General features: G+C 67.9%; 15 protein-coding genes. 11 read left to right on the top strand and 4 right to left on the bottom strand.

Annotated features, from left to right (window positions below):
- Positions 1 to 5: 5 nt before the first annotated feature.
- A complete protein-coding gene (locus tag DXK93_RS22240; protein WP_054456822.1) occupies positions 6 to 620 on the bottom strand; it encodes a hypothetical protein in 615 nt (204 codons plus the stop codon).
- 288 nt (positions 621 to 908) lie between these two features.
- Here DXK93_RS22240 and DXK93_RS22235 point away from each other — a divergent pair, with 288 nt between their 5' ends.
- The 5 genes from DXK93_RS22235 (at position 909) to DXK93_RS22215 (ending at position 6,001) form a co-directional block, all read left to right on the top strand.
- Positions 909 to 2,516 carry a PepSY domain-containing protein gene (locus tag DXK93_RS22235; protein ID WP_119451126.1) on the top strand — a complete coding sequence of 536 codons (1,608 nt, stop codon included), beginning with the start codon at positions 909 to 911 and terminating at the stop codon, positions 2,514 to 2,516.
- Positions 2,513 to 2,863, top strand: coding sequence for a DUF3325 domain-containing protein (locus DXK93_RS22230; protein WP_042793406.1), 351 nt, complete (start codon positions 2,513 to 2,515; stop codon positions 2,861 to 2,863). Before DXK93_RS22235 ends, DXK93_RS22230 begins: the two co-directional genes overlap by 4 nt.
- Positions 2,864 to 2,974: 111 nt before the next feature.
- Entirely contained in the window at positions 2,975 to 4,969 is a 1,995-nt protein-coding gene (locus tag DXK93_RS22225) for a ribonucleoside triphosphate reductase (protein ID WP_119451191.1), read from the top strand.
- A gap of 71 nt (positions 4,970 to 5,040) precedes the next feature.
- Positions 5,041 to 5,223 (top strand): anaerobic ribonucleoside-triphosphate reductase, encoded by a 183-nt coding sequence (nrdD, locus tag DXK93_RS22220; protein ID WP_054456820.1) that lies wholly within the window; start codon positions 5,041 to 5,043, stop codon positions 5,221 to 5,223.
- Positions 5,189 to 6,001 carry an anaerobic ribonucleoside-triphosphate reductase activating protein gene (locus tag DXK93_RS22215; protein WP_175160615.1) on the top strand — a complete coding sequence of 271 codons (813 nt, stop codon included), beginning with the start codon at positions 5,189 to 5,191 and terminating at the stop codon, positions 5,999 to 6,001. The genes nrdD and DXK93_RS22215 overlap by 35 nt, the downstream gene beginning before the upstream one ends.
- On the opposite strand, the gene DXK93_RS22210 is transcribed toward DXK93_RS22215, so the two are convergent.
- Positions 5,992 to 7,410, bottom strand: a complete 1,419-nt coding sequence (locus DXK93_RS22210; protein WP_119451125.1) for a PLP-dependent aminotransferase family protein — start codon at positions 7,408 to 7,410, stop codon at positions 5,992 to 5,994. The two genes, DXK93_RS22215 and DXK93_RS22210, sit on opposite strands and share 10 nt — an antisense overlap.
- A 131-nt stretch (positions 7,411 to 7,541) precedes the next feature.
- Between DXK93_RS22210 and DXK93_RS22205 the strand changes: the two genes are divergently transcribed.
- The 6 genes from DXK93_RS22205 to DXK93_RS22175 all read left to right on the top strand — a co-directional run bounded on the left by DXK93_RS22205 (position 7,542) and on the right by DXK93_RS22175 (position 15,574).
- On the top strand, positions 7,542 to 8,831 hold the full coding sequence (locus DXK93_RS22205; RefSeq protein WP_119451189.1) for a hydroxymethylglutaryl-CoA reductase, degradative: 1,290 nt from the start codon (positions 7,542 to 7,544) through the stop codon (positions 8,829 to 8,831).
- 121 nt (positions 8,832 to 8,952) lie between these two features.
- The gene (locus DXK93_RS22200) at positions 8,953 to 9,438 is read left to right on the top strand and encodes a hypothetical protein (protein ID WP_054456818.1); all 486 of its coding nucleotides are present in this window, start codon (positions 8,953 to 8,955) and stop codon (positions 9,436 to 9,438) included.
- On the top strand, positions 9,435 to 10,823 hold the full coding sequence (locus DXK93_RS22195) for a tripartite tricarboxylate transporter permease (protein ID WP_119451124.1): 1,389 nt from the start codon (positions 9,435 to 9,437) through the stop codon (positions 10,821 to 10,823). The genes DXK93_RS22200 and DXK93_RS22195 overlap by 4 nt, the downstream gene beginning before the upstream one ends.
- A 276-nt stretch (positions 10,824 to 11,099) precedes the next feature.
- Positions 11,100 to 12,257 (top strand): nitronate monooxygenase family protein, encoded by a 1,158-nt coding sequence (locus tag DXK93_RS22185; protein ID WP_054456816.1) that lies wholly within the window; start codon positions 11,100 to 11,102, stop codon positions 12,255 to 12,257.
- 81 nt (positions 12,258 to 12,338) lie between these two features.
- Positions 12,339 to 13,004: a TetR/AcrR family transcriptional regulator gene (locus DXK93_RS22180; RefSeq protein ID WP_119451123.1), complete on the top strand. Its 666-nt coding sequence runs from the start codon at positions 12,339 to 12,341 to the stop codon at positions 13,002 to 13,004.
- A complete protein-coding gene (locus tag DXK93_RS22175) occupies positions 13,001 to 15,574 on the top strand; it encodes a PEP/pyruvate-binding domain-containing protein (protein WP_119451122.1) in 2,574 nt (857 codons plus the stop codon). The genes DXK93_RS22180 and DXK93_RS22175 overlap by 4 nt, the downstream gene beginning before the upstream one ends.
- A gap of 7 nt (positions 15,575 to 15,581) precedes the next feature.
- Here DXK93_RS22175 and DXK93_RS22170 read toward each other — a convergent pair whose 3' ends face one another.
- Entirely contained in the window at positions 15,582 to 17,054 is a 1,473-nt protein-coding gene (locus DXK93_RS22170; RefSeq protein WP_119451121.1) for a HAMP domain-containing sensor histidine kinase, read from the bottom strand.
- Complete coding sequence (locus tag DXK93_RS22165) at positions 17,051 to 17,779, bottom strand: response regulator transcription factor (protein ID WP_054456812.1); 729 nt, start codon at positions 17,777 to 17,779, stop codon at positions 17,051 to 17,053. Before DXK93_RS22165 ends, DXK93_RS22170 begins: the two co-directional genes overlap by 4 nt.
- Positions 17,780 to 17,794: the final 15 nt, after the last annotated feature.

Genomic DNA, 17,794 nt, shown 5'->3' with positions numbered 1-17,794 from the left:
ATCTCCTAGTGGCTCAACATCTTGCCGCGCGCCTGTTCGGCCCGCGATGCGCCGATGGCGGTCTCCACCTGCTTGACCTCTTCGGGCGGCGGCAGCACCGCCGGCAATCCCAGCGACTGGATCCACAATTCGCGCGACCAGCCCTGCGTGTGATAAAGGTGGTGGTCCTCGTCGGTGGCCACGGCGTCATACGCCTGCTTCAATACCTTGGCCTCGTCGCCGCTGTGCTGCTCGGCAATCACGCCGATCAGGGACCAGTTCGCGTGGTCCTTGGTCTCGGCCAGCACCACGCATTCGGTGGCGACCAGTTGGGCCGCGTCCGGATCGCCCGCGCTGATCGCCATCTTCATGGCCTTGACCAATGCCTCGCCGATATGGCGCACGACCTGGCGGCCCGGCGGCTGCGCCTGCGGATCCAGCCGCAGCTGCTCGAATACGGTCAATAGCACCCGGCGATGCGTGCGGGTTTCTTCCAGGTAGCCGAGCCATTCCTTTTTCAGGTCCTCGTTCACCGCGCAGGACACGGCGGTTTCATACACGGCCAGGCCGCCTATTTCGGTTTCCAGGGCCTGGTACAGCAATTCCTCGATCTGCGAGGCGTTTGCAGCTTTGCGTTTCATGTGGCGCTCCTCTTTCATGTCTTGCGGGCATCCGCGCATGCCCGCGGCGGATATGCGGATGGAGCGCCTACCCAGCAATCGCCGTGCCCGGCCCGCGCGATGGCAATTGCCTGCGGCAGCTCGGAGCGGATGCCGCTTGCGCGGCAAAAAATACAAGGCCGACGGCAGGGACAACCTCGTCCCCATTTAGACTAGAATTGGAACCATTCTCAATAAAATCAGACCGCCCGGCTCGCGGCGGCGCCAACAAGAAAGAGGCTCGTCCTGAAATCCGGTTTCCGCCTATCCATGGCCTGGCTCCATACCTGGGTCGGCCTGTGGTTTTCCTGGCTGCTGTTCGCCATCTTCCTGACGGGATCGCTGGCCGTCTTCTCCGAACCCATCACGCACTGGATGACGCCCGAGCACCAGGAGGCGGAAGCGCAGGCTGCGCAAAAGGAAAGCGTTCCGGTGGACCGCGCGCGCCGGCTGGAACTGGCGGTGGACTATATGGCGCGCAACCATGCGGGCGCCGGCATGTGGGAAATCTGGCCGGTGGACCGCTTTCACGACAACGGCCTGACGGCCTATTGGTTCGACCAGAACGGCCAGTACGCGGATGCCGAACTCGATCCCGACACGGGCGCCGAACTGGCGGACCACCACGACGCCGAAGGCCGCGCGACGATGGGCGGCACGCATTTCGTGGACTTCCACTACACGCTGCACGACGCCGGCCTGGGGCTGTGGATCGTTGCCTTCGCCAGCATGGCGATGCTGGTCGCGCTGATTTCCGGCGTGGTCACGCACAAGCGCATCTTCAAGGACTTCTTCACCTTCCGCGCCAAGAAGGGCCAACGGTCCTGGCTGGATGCGCACAACGCCGTGGCGGTGCTGACCCTGCCTTTCCAATTCATGATCGCCTACACGGGCATCGTGATTTCGAGCGCGATACTGATGCCCGCCCCCGTCACGGCCACCTACGGCCCGGGTCCCCAGGCCAGCCGCCTTTATCTGGCCGAACTGTCCGGCGAGGAGCGTCCCTCGCGCACGGGTGTGGCGCTGGCCATGCCGGCGCTCGAACCCATCGTGGCCCGCGGCGAACAACTGATCGGGCAGACGGCGCGCGCCATCGTCATCAACAATCCCGAAGATAGCTCCATGCGCATCGGCGTCTACGGCTGGAACGAAGACGCCGACACCTTCCGCAATATCAGCGCCACCACGGGCATGGCGGAGTTCTCCGCCAGCGGCGAACTGCTGCGCCTGCGGCCCGCGGGCGGCGTGCATGGCGGCGCGCCGGCCCTGGCGTTCCAGGTCATGAGCGACCTGCACATGTCCAAGTTCGGCGGACTGGCCGTCAGCTGGCTGTACTTCATCTGCGGCCTGGCGGGCGCGGCCATGATGGGTACGGGCGCGCTGCTGTTCATGGTCAAGCGCCGCGCCAAGCACGGCGACGAATTCGGCAGCGCGACGGCGCGCATGTACCGGCTGATAGAAGGCTTGAACGTGGCCGCGCTGGCCGGGCTGGCGATCGCCTGCATCGGCTACCTCTGGGCCAACCGCCTGCTGCCCGTAGCGCTGGAAAACCGCGCGCTATGGGAGTTGCGCTGCTTCTTCCTGGTGTGGGCGCTGACCCTGGCGCATGCCTGGCTGTGCAGCCCGCGCCGCGCCTGGATCTCGCAACTGGTCCTGCTGTCCGCGCTGTGCCTGCTGCTGCCGGCGCTATCGTTCGTCACATTGGGCGACCATCCGGCAGCGCAGATCGCACGCGGCGATTGGGAGAGCGCGGGCGTCGAACTGACGTCCGCCGCATTCGGCGTACTATCGGGCTGGGCGGCCCTGCTGTTGTGGCGACGGCCCGCATCCGCGCCCATCCGGCGCAATCCCCGCAGTGACGCAGAGGCGGCCGCATGAACACCAACGACCTGTACGCGATTTCCATGGCGCTGCTGCTGACCTATTCAGGCATGGCCTGCCTGAGCCTGGCCATGCCGCGCCATTACGACCAGGTCTGGGGACGCGATCCCTCCGCCGGCCATACCCGCGTGCTGCGCGGCGCCGGCGTGCTGCTGCTGGCGCTGGCGCTACTGCCCTGCGTGGGACTCTGGGGCAACACCGTAGGCGTGGTGGCCTGGCTGGGCTGGCTGTCGGCCGGCGCGCTGCTCTGGGTCGGCATGCTGTCGTGGGCGCCGCGTCCGGCAGCCCGTACCGCGGCGCTGGCCGTGGCGATATCCCTGGCCGGGGTCGGCATCGGCTTCTGAAGCGCAGGTTTGACGCGCATCAAGCAAGCCTGATATCCAGGCGGTGCCGGGCGGCGCCCGCACCATATGTGGTGGTAGAGTTTTCACACCCTACTACATATGGTGTCAGTCATGCATATCCAGCACATCCTCAAGCGCGACGGCCGGGTCGCGGAGTTCGACCGCGACAAGATCGCCCAAGCCATGGCGGCGGCCGGCAACAGCACGGGAGAACTGGACCTGGCGGGCGCGCAGGCCTTGACCGACACCGTCATCGCCGCACTGGAAGACAACCCCTGCCCGGGCGTCGAGACCATCCAGAACCGCGTGGAAGAAGCCCTGGTGCAGGCCGGCCATTGGCGCACTGCGCGCGCCTACATCGTGCACCGCGAACAGCACGCCCGGCTGCGCGCGCTGCGCCACACGCTGGTGGACGTGGAAAGCGCGATGGAGGAATACCTGGACCAGCGCGACTGGCGCGTCAATGCCAACGCCAACCAGGGCTACAGCCTGGGCGGCCTGATCCTGAACGTGGCCGGCAAGGTCACCGCCAACTACTGGCTGTCCAACGTATTCGCGCCCGAGGCGGGCCGCGCCCATCGCGAAGGCGACATCCACATCCATGACCTGGACATGCTGAGCGGCTATTGCGCCGGCTGGTCACTGCGCCAGCTGTTGACCGAAGGCTTCAACGGCATCCCCGGCAAGGTCGAAGCCACGCCGCCACGCCACATGTCCGCGGCCATCGGCCAGATCGTCAACTTCCTGGGTACGTTGCAAAACGAATGGGCCGGCGCGCAGGCATTCAGCTCCTTCGACACCTACATGGCGCCCTTCATCCGCCGCGACGCCATGACGTACGCGGACGTGAAGCAGTCCATGCAGGAACTCATCTACAACCTGAACGTGCCCAGCCGCTGGGGCACGCAGACGCCCTTCACCAACCTCACGTTCGACTGGACCTGCCCGCCGGACCTGAAGGACCAGATCCCGTATATCGGCGGCGAGGAAATGCCCTTCTCCTACGGCGACCTGCAGACCGAGATGGACATGATCAACCGCGCCTACATCGAAGTCATGATGGCTGGCGACGCCAAGGGCCGCGTGTTCACTTTCCCCATCCCGACCTACAACATCACGCCCGACTTCGACTGGGACCACCCCAACACCGAGCGCCTGTTCGAGATGACAGCGCGCTACGGCCTGCCCTATTTCCAGAACTTCCTGAACTCGGACCTGGAGCCGCACATGGTGCGCTCGATGTGCTGCCGCCTCCAGCTGGACCTGCGCGAACTGCTCAAGCGCGGCAACGGCCTGTTCGGATCGGCCGAGCAGACGGGGTCGGTCGGCGTGGTGACGGTCAATTGCGCGCGCCTGGGCTACACCTGCCGCGGCGACGAAGCACGGCTGATGCAGCGGCTGGACCACCTGCTGGAACTGGGCCGCGACGTGTTGGAAACCAAGCGCAAGGTGGTGCAGCGCTATATCGATCAAGGCCTCTACCCCTATACCCGCCGCTACCTGGGCACCTTGCGCAATCACTTCAGCACGCTGGGCGTGAACGGCATCAACGAGATGGTCCGCAACTTCACGGCCGACGCCGAGGACATCACCACCGCCGCGGGCCATGCCCTGGCCGTGCGCTTGCTGGACCGCGTGCGCGACCGCATGACCGCGTTCCAGGAAGAGACCGGCCACCTGTACAACCTGGAAGCCACGCCCGCCGAAGGCACCACCTACCGCTTCGCCCGCGAAGACAGGAAGCGCTATCCCGCCATCCTGCAGGCGGGCAGCGAGACGCAGCCCTACTACACCAATTCCAGCCAGCTGCCGGTCGGCCACACCGACGATCCTTTCCATGCGCTGGAACTGCAGGAAACGCTGCAGGGCAAGTACACCGGCGGCACCGTGCTGCATCTGTACATGAACGAAGCGGTTTCTTCTTCCGCCGCGTGCAAGCAGCTGGTGCGCCGCGCGCTGTCGAACTTCCGGCTGCCCTACATCACGGTCACGCCGACCTTCTCCATCTGCCCCAACCATGGCTATTTGGCGGGGCACCATGAGTTCTGCCCGAAATGCGATGCCGAACTGCTGGCCAAGCAAGCGGCATGCTGCACCCCGGCCTAGGACCTGTAAACGACAGGCCCCGGACCGGACCGCCGGGCAACCGCCCGGCATCCACTCCATAAGGAACCGCCATGCAAACCTTGATCGCTCCCGAAGTCACCACCGCTCCCGCCGCGCAATTGGACGACAGCCAGCGCGTGCGCTGCGAGATCTGGACCCGCGTCATGGGCTACCACCGCCCCGTCACTTCCTTCAACACCGGCAAACAGGGCGAATTCAATGAACGCCGCTTCTTCGTCGAACGCCGCGCCTGAGGGCGCCACGCGAGCCGCCGCGTCAGCCACGGGCTGCGGCCCGGGCACGCGGCGGCTGACGGCGCGCCCGGCCTACCCGGCCGCGCCGCAACCGGTGGCCCAGCCCTTGCCCCGGCATTCGCATGCCGTCGGCGGGCTGGTGCCGTTTTCCACCGTGGACTGGCCCGGGCAACTGGCGGCGGTCGTATTCATTTCGGGCTGCCCCTGGCGCTGCCACTATTGCCATAACGTCGAGCTCCAGACCCGCGCCGCCCGCTACGACTGGCGCGAGGTCCGCGCCTTCCTGGAGACGCGCAAGGGCCTGCTCGACGCCATTGTTTTCTCCGGCGGCGAGCCCTTGAGCGAACCGCGCCTGCCGCAGATGATCCGCGACGTCAGGCGCATGGGCTACCGCGTCGGCATGCATACCGCCGGCATCTATCCGCTACGCCTGGCCGACGTGCTGCGCCATCTGGACTGGATCGGCCTGGACATCAAGGCCGACGCCCAGGGCTATGACGACATCACCGGCCGCCGCGATTCACAGCGCCCCGCGCTGGCCTGCCTGACGCAACTGCTGGCGGCCGACATCGACTTCGAGTGCCGCATCACCTGGCACCCGGACTGGCTGGACGAAACCCGGCTGCTGACCCTGGCCCGCGAGCTGGCGCGTCGCGGCGTGCGCCGCTTTGCCGTGCAAGGCGCGCGCCGCTCGCCCGATGCGCCGCCGGTACGCGCGCTAAGCTCGCCGGCCCTGGCGCTGCTGATGCAATGGTTCGAGGAGTTCTCCTATCGCTGAGCCAGGTGCTGCCGCATGGTGGCCAGAAAACGAGGCGATCCCACCGCGCCCACGTTGCAGCGGGACCACGGCGACACCGCCGTGGGATCCACGCTGAACACGCGTCCCGGCGCCATGGTGACCTTCTCGGGTATCAAATCGGCCGCCAGCTTGAGGGAGTCCTCTACACCCGGAAAAGTCGACCACAGGTACAGCGAACTGGTCGGCCGGGTGTATACCCCGGCGCCGAGCGCGTCCAGCACCTGCAAGGCATGGCCGGTCGCCGCCTCCAGCCGCTGGCGCAGCCTGACCAGATGCCGTTCGTAGTGCCCTTCGCGCAGCATCACGTCCACCATGCGTTCGCAATACTCTGAGCTGCTGACATGCACCAGCGCCTTCAGGTCGGCCAGATCGCTGGCCAGGGCCGCGTTGCATGCGATAAAGCCCACCCGCAGCGCAGCTGAAAAGGACTTTGAAAAACTGCCTATGTAGATCGTGCGTTCCAGCTGATCCAGCGCCGACAGGCGCACGGCCGAGGTGGGCTTGAAATCGGCCAGCGGATCGTTCTCTACCACCGTCAGGTTGTAGCGTTCGGATAGTTGCAGGACCTTGTAGGCCTTGGCGAGCGAGATGTCCGAGCCAGTGGGGTTGTGCGCCAGCGACTGGGTGAAGAACAAGCGCGGCTTTTCGCGTTGCAGCAGCGCTTCCAGTGCAGCCACGTCGGGGCCGTCCGCCAGGCGCGGCACGCCCAGCATGCGCGCGCCGGCCAGCTTCAGTTTGCCGAACAGAGGGTAGTAGCCGGGGTTGTCCACCAGCACGGCCGCGCCCGGCGGCACGAAATAGCGGATCACCAGATCCATGGCTTCGTTCGCCCCATGTGTCAGCACCAATTGCGGCGGCGCCGCGTTGATGCCCACGTCGCCCAGTTTGCGCACCAGGCTCTCGCGTAGCGGCGCATAGCCGAAGCGGCTGCCGTATCGGAACAAGGCGCCCAACCCGGTGCGCACCACCTTCTGGTGATAGCGGTCCATGCGCATGTCCGCCAGCCATTCCACGGGCGGAAAGCCGTCCCCCACGGCCACGGCGTCGGGCTGGGTCTTGAGCTGTTCGCGCATCAGCCAAACGATGTCCATGGCGCGGCTCAACTGCCCTGGCTCTTCTTCCGCAGCCTGGCGCGCGAACTTCGTCTCCAGCACGAAAAAGCCCGAGCCCCGCCGCGGTTCCACCAAGCCTTGCGCCACCAGCATTTCAAACGCCACCACCACCGTGTTCTTCGCATAGCGATGCAACTGCGCCAGTTCGCGCAGGGACGGCAGCTTGTCGCCCGGCCGGTAGAGGCCATCGGCAATCTGCTGGCCGATCAACTTGGCCAGGCTTTCGGCGATGGGCGCGGCGCGCTGGGGCCTGCCGCCGGTGTGTGCTGCTTCCACGCGCGTCTTCCTGTTGGCTGGACTATCAGAATTGGTGCAGTGCAATGGTACTGTTTGCCAAAACTGTACCTCTCAATAGCGGTACAGTTTACCTAGAATCAGGCCACTTGATTCTTATACGGAGACACCTCATCGTGGCCGATTCACGCCTGCCCAACTTCCGCGCCCTGACCCCCGCGCAACGCCTGACAACCATCGCCGACGCCGCCGCGCTCACGCCCGCGGAGCGCGCGCTGCTTGCCCAACCGGGCGCGCTTGGTCTGGACCGCGCCGACGGCATGATCGAGAACGTCATCGGTTCGTTCGAGCTGCCGCTGGGCGTAGCCGGCAATTTCCAGGTCAATGGCCGCGACGTGCTGGTGCCCATGGCGGTCGAAGAGCCCTCGGTGGTGGCGGCCGCATCCTACATGGCCAAGCTGGCGCGCGAATGCGGCGGCTTCGAAACCTCCAGTACCCGCCCGCTGATGCGCGCGCAGGTGCAGGTGCTGGGACTGGGCGACCCGCAAGGGGCGCGCCTGGCGTTGCTGCGCGAGCGCGAACGCATCGTCGCGCTGGCCAACAGCCGCGACAAGGTGCTGATCGAGCTGGGCGGCGGCTGCCAGGACATCGAGGTCCATGTATTCCCCGACACGCCGCGCGGTCCCATGATCGTGATGCATCTGATCGTGGACGTGCGCGACGCCATGGGCGCCAATACGGTCAATACCATGGCCGAGGCCGTGGCGCCGCTGGTCGAACAAATCACCGGCGGCTCGGTCCGGCTGCGCATCCTGTCCAACCTGGCGGACCTGCGCCTGGCCCGCGCCCGCGTGCGTCTCACGCCGCAAGTCCTGGACACCAAAGAGCGCAGCGGCGCCGAGATCATCGAGGGCGTGCTGGACGCCTACACCTTCGCCGCCGTCGATCCCTACCGCGCCGCCACGCACAACAAGGGCATCATGAACGGCATCGACCCCGTCATCGTTGCCACCGGCAACGATTGGCGCGCGGTCGAAGCCGGCGCCCACGCCTATGCCAGCCGCTCGGGACGCTACACCTCGCTGACGCAATGGGAGAAAGACAATTCGGGCGCGCTGGTCGGCACGATAGAAATGCCGATGCCGGTGGGCCTGGTGGGCGGCGCGACCAAGACGCATCCGCTGGCGCAGGTAGCGCTGAAGATCATGGACCTGCGCTCCGCCCAGGAATTGGGCGAAATCGCCGTGGCTGTGGGCCTGGCGCAGAACCTGGGCGCGCTGCGCGCGCTGGCCACCGAAGGCATACAGCGCGGCCATATGGCCTTGCACGCCCGCAATATCGCGCTGGTGGCCGGCGCGACGGGCGCGGAGATCGACGCGGTCGCCAAGCGCATGGCGGCGGAAAAAGACGTCCGCACCGACCGCGCGCTGGCCTTGCTGGAGGAACTGCGCAACCCGCGATGAGTTTGTCCCGCAAGGTCAGGCGGCTTTGCATGCAGCGACAGGCGCCCCTCGCGGGCCCTGGACAACGACAGAGGCGGCGCACGGACTCCCCGGATGCCGCCCGACCACAGAGGAGAGAGACATGAAACCAAGCACCCCGGCGCCCTCCTGGCGCCTGGCGGAAGTCTGGAGCGACACGGTGGATCTGCGCCAGTTGGCCTGGGCCATCGGCCTCGGCATCGTCATCAGCGTGGCGGGCTTCTACGCCGCCAGCCGCTGGCTGCGCGGCATCGTGGCATCGCCCGAACTTGCGCACGCCTACGCCATGCTGGCCGGCCTGGCCGGCTGCGTGCTGGCGGGCGTGATCTGCGCCCGGCTGTTTCCGCCCAAGCGCGAAGTCATCGAACACAGCGCCGCCCATGATCCTGCCTGGCGCGCCGAAGTCCTGGCTGAACTGGCCGAGCAACCGGGCGGCCTGGGCTCCCTGGCGGACCTGCCTGAACCCACCAAGCGCGAACTGAAGGAACTGGGTCTGTACGAACTGTTCGCCGAAGCCGCCGCCCAACCCGCGCAACCGCAACCCGCCGCGGCAGCGCAGGCCGGCCCAAGCAAGGAGGCGCTGGCATGAGCGACCCCATCCTGCTTGAACAAATCATGGTGGCCGCCGCGATGGGGCTTTTGGGCGCGGTGGTGTTCGCGGCCATCGGCCTGGTGTCCGGCACCGACGAAACCACCACGCTGGCGCCGCTGACCCTGCTGGTGGTGCTGCTGGGCGTGCCGCCCGCTGGCGTATTCACTTTCTTCCTGGCCGGCGCGGTCGCCAAACACATGACGCACGCAGTGCCCACGGCCCTGCTCGGCATCCCGGGCGACACGCTGGCCACGCCGCTGCTGCAGGACGCGAACATGCTGCGCAAGCTGGGCGTGCCGCACATCGCTCTGCGCAAGATGGTGTCCGGCGCCATCGTCGCGGCCTTCGTCGCCGTGCCCCTGGCCGTGCTGTTCGCGGTGCTGCTGGCTCCGTTCGGCGCCGCCATCACCAAGTCCGCGCCCTGGATCTTCCTGGCCGCCGCGGTGCTGATCGCCTATTTCTCGGCCGGACGCTGGGCCGCCGTGGCGCTGCTGGTGCCCTTCGTGGTGGTCATCATCGCGCTGCAAAGCCTCACGGCCAAGTACGGCGTCAAGCTGAGCATCAGTTACTTCCTGGGCATCGCCATCGGCCCGTTGATCGCGGATCTGTTCACGGTGATCTCGCCCCAGGGCCGCTCGCGCATGATGCGCGACAAGGTGCGCACGTTCTCGCTGGCGCCCGACGTCAAGGGCTGGTCGGGCTATTTTCCCAACCCGCTGAAGGTCATGGACCGCACGCAGACGCGCTGGACCCTGGCCACGGCCGCGATCTCCAGCGCCACTTTCGTGTTCAGTCCCGTGGCCATGACCGTGGTGCTGGGGGAACTGGTCGGCTCGCGCATCAAGCATGCCTACCACCGCCTGACGACGGTGCTGAGCGCGCGCAACGGCGTGACCGAGGCCACCTACATCGCCGAGGCGCTGATCCCGCTGATCGCCTTCGGCCTGCCGCTAAGCCCGGTTGCCGCCGGCCCGGCCGCGCCGCTCTTCAACGCGCCGCCGCGCTTCACGGTGGATGCCGCATCGGGCCAGACCCACAACCTGCACAATCTGCTCAACCACTGGGAATTCCTGGGTTACGGCATGCTGGCGGTGCTGCTGGCCGCGGTCGTGTCCTATCCGTTCGCGATGAATTTCGCACGCCGCGCCGCGCTCTTCGTGTCGCGCAAGGTCAGCCATGAAGCCATCATCGCCACCTTCGTAGGCCTGATCATCGTCATCAGCATCTGGGAAGGCCAGTTCCTCGGCCTGCTGGTGATCCTGACCATGGGCTTGATCGGCGGCCTGCTGTCGCGCCTGTTCGGCTTCAATACGGGCGTGCAGTTCATGGGCTATTACACCGCCGTGCTGTCGGTGCCGGCAATCGTCAAGCTGCTAGGCTAATGGCCCCCACGCCGCGCCCCTGCGGGGCTAGCTGCCCCCCGTGGGGGCTGGCCCACCTTGGGGCGGCCCAGCGGTGGGCCTGCGCCTGGGAGGACCCCCACGCCGCGCCCCTGCGGGGCTAGCTGCCCCCCGAGGGGGCTGGCCCACCTTGGGGCGGCCCGGCGGTGGGCCTGCGCCTAAGCCGGGCCCTCCATTGTTCGCCGCTTGATCCTGCGCAAGGCGACGCGAACTCCCTTGCTCTAGCCTCTTTCCACTTGAAAAGAGGAAAGACTCATCATGACGTGGTTCAAATCACTCACCCTCGCCGGACGCGAATTGCTGCCCATTGTCCAGGGCGGCATGGGCGTCGGCGTATCCGCCCATCGCCTGGCCGGCGCGGTCGCCAGCCAGAACGCCATGGGCACCATCGCCAGTGTGGATTTGCGCCACCACCATCCCGACCTGCTGGAAAAAACCGAACGCTGCCATGATCGCGACGTCATCGACAGCGCCAACCAGGTCGCGCTGGACCGCGAGGTACGCGCCGCGCTGGACACCGCGCAAGGCCGCGGCCTGGTGGCCGTGAACGTCATGAAGGCGGTGCGCGACCATCCCGCCCTGGTGCGCCAGGCCTGCGAAAGCGGCGCCCACGCCATCGTGATGGGCGCGGGCCTGCCGCTGGACCTGCCCGAGATGACGGCCGACTACCCGAAGGTAGCGCTGGTGCCCATTCTGTCCGAGGCGCGCGGCGTGGCGGTGGTGCTGAAGAAATGGATGAAAAAGGGCCGCATGGCCGATGCCGTGGTGATCGAACACCCTGGCTACGCCGGCGGCCATCTGGGCGCGGCCCGGCTGGATGACGTGCACAGCGAGCGCTTCGACTTCCAGCATGTGCTGGCCGATTGCCACAAGCTGTTCCAGGAACTGGCGCTGGGTTCGGATGCGCCCCGCCTGATCGTGGCGGGCGGCGTGGGCAGCCACGAGCAGGTGCGCCATTGGCTGGCCAACGGCGCCGACGGCGTGCAGGTCGGCACGGCCTTTGCCGTCACCAGCGAAGGCGACGCGCATGAGAACTTCAAGCGGGTGCTGATTGACGCCGACCCGGACAAGCTGGCCGAATTCACCAGCGTGGCCGGCCTGCCCGCCCGCGCCGTGGAAACGCCCTGGCTGACGCGCTATCTGCGGCAGGAAAAGACCCTGCAAGCCAACACCCGCTGCGATGCGCGCCGCTGCAGCCAGCGCATGGACTGCCTGACGCAATGCGGATTGCGCGACGGCCTGGCGCGCTTCGGACAATTCTGCATCGACCTGAAACTGGCGGCCGCCATGCGCGGCGAGGTCAGCCGCGGCCTGTTCTTCCGCGGCGCGTCCAAGCTGCCGTTCGGCAGCGCCATGCGCTCGGTGCGTGAATTGATGGACTACCTGCTGCACGGCGAGATGCCCGCCTCCGCCTGAAACAGGTCGGCCCAAACGCGGGGGCTTCCTAAAATAATTGAACGACGTACAATATTATTCGTCGTTCGATTATTTCCGCCCATGGATACCTCCGCCCTATCTCCATCCGAATCCGCCGCACCCGAAGCCGCCGCACCCGAAGCCGGACGCCGCGAACGCAAGCGCTTGCAGACCCTGGACCACCTGGCGCAAACCGCCTGGCGCCTGTTCGAGACCCTGGGCTATGACGTGGTCACCATGGAACAGATCGCCGCGCAGGCGGATGTTTCCAAGGGCACGCTGTACAACCATTTTCCGGTCAAGGAAGCCCTGCTTGCGCACCGCTTCCATGGCGAACTGGCGGCAAGCCAGCGGGAACTGCAGCCCGCGCTGCGCGCCCTGCCCACCCTCGCACAGCGCCTGACGCGGATACTGCATGCTTCGGCACATTGGTCCGAATCGCATCGGACCTATCTGGGGCCGTACTTGCGCTACCGGCTATCCACGCTGCAGCCCGGCGCGCGCGACGACGGCCGCTACCCACGCAGCGGCATGCAGGCGCTGTACACCGCGCTGATCGAAGAGGCGCAGGCGGCAGGCCAGGCGCGGACCGATCTGGACGCCGGACAACTGGCCCATCAGCTGCAATTCCTGTACCTGGGCGCGATGCTGCGCTGGCTGGACCAGCCCCGCAGCAGCCTGAAGGCAGAGTTCGATGCCGCCATCAGCCTCTTCGTGCGCGGCGTGACGCCCGAGGCGGCGGCATGAGCGCCGCCGCGCTGGACTGGGCCGCCGCCGCCCTGGCCGGCCCGCAAGCGGCCGGCGGCAAGGGCTGGCAGCTGGGCCGCATGTCGCAACTGGGCGTGCCGGTGCCCGACGGCTTCGTGCTGCCGGCAGCGTTGAGCCTGGCTCGCGAACCGGGCCAGGCATTGCCGCCCGCTGTCGCCCAGGCGTTGCGCGATGAACTGGCCGCGCGCGGCTGGCTCGAACGGCCGCTGGCCTTGCGCTCGTCCGCGCCACAGGAAGATTCCGCGGGCGCCTCGTTCGCGGGGATCCATCTTTCCTGCCTGAACGTGCGCGGCGCGGATGCGGCGATCGACGCGGTCCGGCAGGTCTGGGATTCGCAATGGACGCCGCAGGCCTGCGCCTACCGGCAGAAGCTCGGCTTGAACCCGGCCGGAATGGCCGTGGTCGTCATGCCGCTGATCGACGCGGTCGCCTCGGGCATCGCTTTCACCCTCGATCCCGTGTCGGGGCGGCATGACGAGATGGTCATCCACGCCAACTGGGGCTTGGGCGAGTCGCTGGTCGACGGCGCGGCGCAAGGCGACGAATACCGCCTGCGCGAAGACTATCTGCGCCAGGCTTGGCCGCTGGCCGGCCGGCGCATCGGCGCCAAGCGCCACGCCAGCCAGGCCGCGGAAGGCGCCAGCACCTTGCTTGCTCCGACGCCGGCCGCGCGCGCTGCCCAGGCCGTGCTGAGCGACGCGCAGGCCGAAACCCTGGGCGATATCGTGCGCGACGCGGCGCGCGCGCTGGACTATGCCGGCGGCGGCTACGACATCGAATGGGTCTGGGATGGGCGGCGCTTCTGGATCGTGCAGGCCCGTCCCATCACCGCGGCGGCGCGCCACACCTATCCGGCGCTGCGCGCGCAGCCAGCCTATTGGTCGCGCGGCAACACCCGCGAAGTGCTGCCGCTGGCCATGTCGGCGCTGGAATGGGATACGGGGCGCGTCATGGCGCAGCGCATGCTGACCACGGGCTTTGAACTGAGCGGCTATTCCACCCTGCCGGGCGTGCGGCTGGCGGCGCTGTTCCAGGGCCGGGTCTATCTGGACGCCTCGGTCATCCAATGGCTGGGTTACGACGCGCTGGGCGTGCCGCCGAAAGCCATGAACGCGCTGCTGGGCGGTCCCCAGCCCGAAATCGCAGTGACGCCCCTGACGCTGGCGCAACGCCTGCGGCATGGCGCGCGCATCCTGCGCTACCTGCGCCGCGCAGCCCCCTTGCGCAAGCAGGCGGAACAGGACCTGCCGCGCCTGTTCGCCCGCGCCCAGGCCTGGCTGGACGAGCCCGCGCCCGCGTCCAACGCCGCGCTGGGCGCGCGCCTGCGGGAACAGTTCCACACGGTGCTGGCGGCGGATCAATTGTTCTTCCTGCAGGGCTCGGGCGGCGGCGCGCTGCACAAGCTGCTGGAACTGGTGGAGAAAGCCTGCCCGGGCGAAGGCCATGCGCTCACGGCCGCGTTGATGGCTGGCGGCGAACCCAGCGTGACCGCGGCGCAAAGCTATGCCCTCATGGCGTTGGCCAAGCTGGCCGCCGGCGACGCAAGCGTGATGGAGTGGCTGCGCGATCCCCAGCGCGACAGCGCCGGCTGGCAGCGCGCCTTGCCGGATGGAGCTCCCTTCAAGCAAGCCTTCGCGGACTTCCTGCGCCAATACGGCCATCGCGCCGTTTATGAAACCTATCTGCGCAACCCGCGCTGGCGCGAGGACCCCGGCTATCTGCTGGACAGCGTGCTGCAGTTGACCGACGCCGACCCTGCCGCGTTGCGCGCCCGGCAGGACAGCGCCGCAAGCCAGGCCCGGTTGCGCCTGCGCGCGGCGCTACCTTTCTGGCAGCGCCCGCTGATCGCCCGTCTGCTGGCCGCTGCCCGCATCGAGGGCAGGCAGCGCGAGGCCGCGCGCAGCGTACTGGTGGCCTATCTTGCCGCCGCGCGCCAGAACGCCTTGGCGCTGGGGCGCCGCTACGTCCACGCCGACGGCCTGGCCGCCGCGGACGACATCTTCCACCTGAATGCGGCCGAACTCTTCGCCCTGGCCGACGCCAGGCTGACGCCCGCCGCCGCGGGCCGCCGCGCCGCCCTGCGCCGCGCTCAATTGGAGTCCTGGGCCGCGGCCCCCGATCAGGACGTCATCGCCGAAGATGCCGCAGGCGCCGCCACGGACATGCCGCCCCCCGCGCCTGCCGATGCCGGCGCCGCCGGATCCTGGCGCGGCACGCCTGCCGCGGGCGGCCGTGCGCGGGCCGGCGCTTTCGTCGCCCGCTCGCCCTCCGAAGGACTGGCCATGCCGGCCGGCGGCATCCTGGTCGCCGCGTCCACCGACCCGGCCTGGACGCCGCTGTTCCTGCGGGCCGGGGCCCTGGTCATGGAGGCGGGTGGCTACCTGTCGCACGGCGCCATCGTGGCGCGCGAGTTCGGCATACCGGCTATCGTCAATGTGCAAGGCATCATGCGGCAGGTCGCCACAGGCGACGTCCTGGAAGTGGACGCGTCGCGCGGCACGGTGCGGCGGCTGGCAGCCGCTTCCAGCCTGGGCGCATCCGACTCGTAGAAGCCCGCTAGCGCGCCGCGGCCAGGTCGAACTGGAACACCGCGCCCGATCCGGCGCGGTCCACAAGCCTGATCTCGCTGTGGTGCAGCTGCAGGATGCGCTGCACGATCACCAGCCCCAGCCCGCCGCCGTCGCCAGGGCCTCGATTCAAGGCGCTGGCCCGCGTGAAAAGTCCCGCGCGCAGCGCCTGCGGAATGCCCTCGCCCGTGTCGCTGACCTGCACCTGCACCAGGTCATGCGCGCTGCCCAGCCGCAGTTCGATCAGGCCGCCGGGCGGGCTGTGGCGGATGGCGTTGTCCAGCAGGTTGGTCAGCACGCGTTCGATCAGCCCAAGGTCCGCGCGCACCGGCGGCAGTTCGCGCGGGATGTCGGTGGTCAGGCGTTGCTGGCGCGCCTCGGCCGCCAGCTCGAACTTCTGGATCACGTCCTGCACCAATTCCGGCAACGAAAAGGTCTCGGGCTCCAGCCGCACCAGCCCGGACTCCAGCCGCGCCAGTTCGAAGAGTTCCTGCGCCAGGCGGCCGACCTTGCGGCTCTGGGCCAGCGCAATGTCCAGGTAGCGGCGGCGCTCGTCCGGGTCCAGCGTCTGGTCCTTCAACCTCAGGGTTTCCAGATAGCCGTGCAGCGAGGTCAGCGGCGTGCGCAGATCGTGCGAGATGTTGGCGACCAGGTCGCGCCGCTGCTGGTCCTGCCGGGTCAGTTCGCGCCATTGGTCGGATATGCGCTTGCCCATCTGCACGAAGCTGCGCCGCAGCACCGCGATCTCGTCGCCATTGCGCTCCGAGGCGTCGCCCGGACGCTCCAGCGCGGCCAGGGCCTGCCCGTCGTCGCCGTCGAAGGCGCGCACCGCGCGCGTCAGCCCGCGCAGCGGCCGCGTGATCAAGGCGAACGCCGCCAGGCCAGCCACCAGGCCCAGCAGCGCGACCAGCGCGATCGACCACAAGGTCGTGCGCAGCACGGAGCTGCGCGACACGGCCATCGCCAGCGCGTCGTGCGCCTGCCCCTGCAACACCACGTAGACGTAGCCCTTGTCCTGCCCGCCCACGCGCACCGGCGCGGCGCTGAAGACTTTCTGCGCGTCCAGGCTGCGCGGGTCGTCGCCGGTGATGGGCAGCATCTCGCCGGCCAACAGGCGCTTGACCGGCCCCAGGTCGACACGCTCGCGCTTGATCTGGCCGGCGGGCGCGGCATCGCCCACGATGTGGCCGTCGTTGGACAGCAAGTAGACCTCGACCGCCGGATTCACCGCCATCAGCATGTCGAACAGCGAGCGCACCGCAGCGGGCTTCCAGCCGTTGGTGTCCATCAATTCGTTGGCGCCGGCGATATGCTGCGCCAGTCCGCTGGACAGGCGCTGGACCACCTCCTGCTCGTAGCGGGAATTGGCCGCGATCTGCAGCCAGGCCGAGGCGCCGCAGCTGGCGAGCAACAGCAACGCAAACACGGCGGACAGCCGTTGGGTAAGCGTGAACCGCTTCATGATGCGCCTCCCGCGCCGCCCGGCCCCGCGGCGAATTTATAGCCCTTGCCCCAGACCGTCAGAATGCGCTGCGGATCCGACGGGTCCGCTTCGATCTTCACCCGCAGCCGATTGATGTGGGTATTGACCGTGTGTTCATAGCCTTCGTGCTGATAGCCCCATACCTGGTTCAGCAGATCCATGCGCGAAAAAACCTTGTCCGGGTGCCGCGCGAAGAAATGCAGCAGATCGAACTCGCGCGGGGTCAGGTCCAGCCGGCGGCCGTCGACCTCGGCCGTGCGCGCCACCGGGTCGATGGCCACGCCGTGCAGGGCCAGGCTGCCGGCGTCGATGCGCGCGTTGCGCTCAAGCGCGTCGCTGCGGCGCAGGAGCGCCCGCACCCGCGCCACCAGTTCCAGCATCGAGAACGGCTTGGCCAGGTAGTCGTCCGCGCCCAGTTCCAGGCCCAGGATACGGTGCACTTCGCTGGAGCGCGCGCTGGTGATGATGATGGGCGTATAGCGCGCCATGGCGCGGGCGCGCTTGCAGATTTCAAGGCCATCGATGCCGGGCAACATCAGGTCCAGCACCAGGGCGTCCCAGCCGCCTTCCTCCAGCCTGCGCATGCCTTCGTTGCCGTCGGCGGCATGCTCGACCGCGTAGCCTTCGTCCCGCAGATGCAGGCGCAGCAGTTCGGCGATGTGGGCGTCGTCTTCGACGATGAGTACGCGTCGGGGCGTGTCCATGGGCAGCAAACTCTA

Origin of the sequence: Achromobacter sp. K91, assembly GCF_003576205.1 — a bacterium.
Classification (GTDB): Bacteria; Pseudomonadota; Gammaproteobacteria; order Burkholderiales; family Burkholderiaceae_B; genus Achromobacter; species Achromobacter aegrifaciens.
The sequence above is the reverse complement of the archived record's forward strand: the minus strand, read 5'-3'. Positions and strand labels throughout refer to the sequence as shown.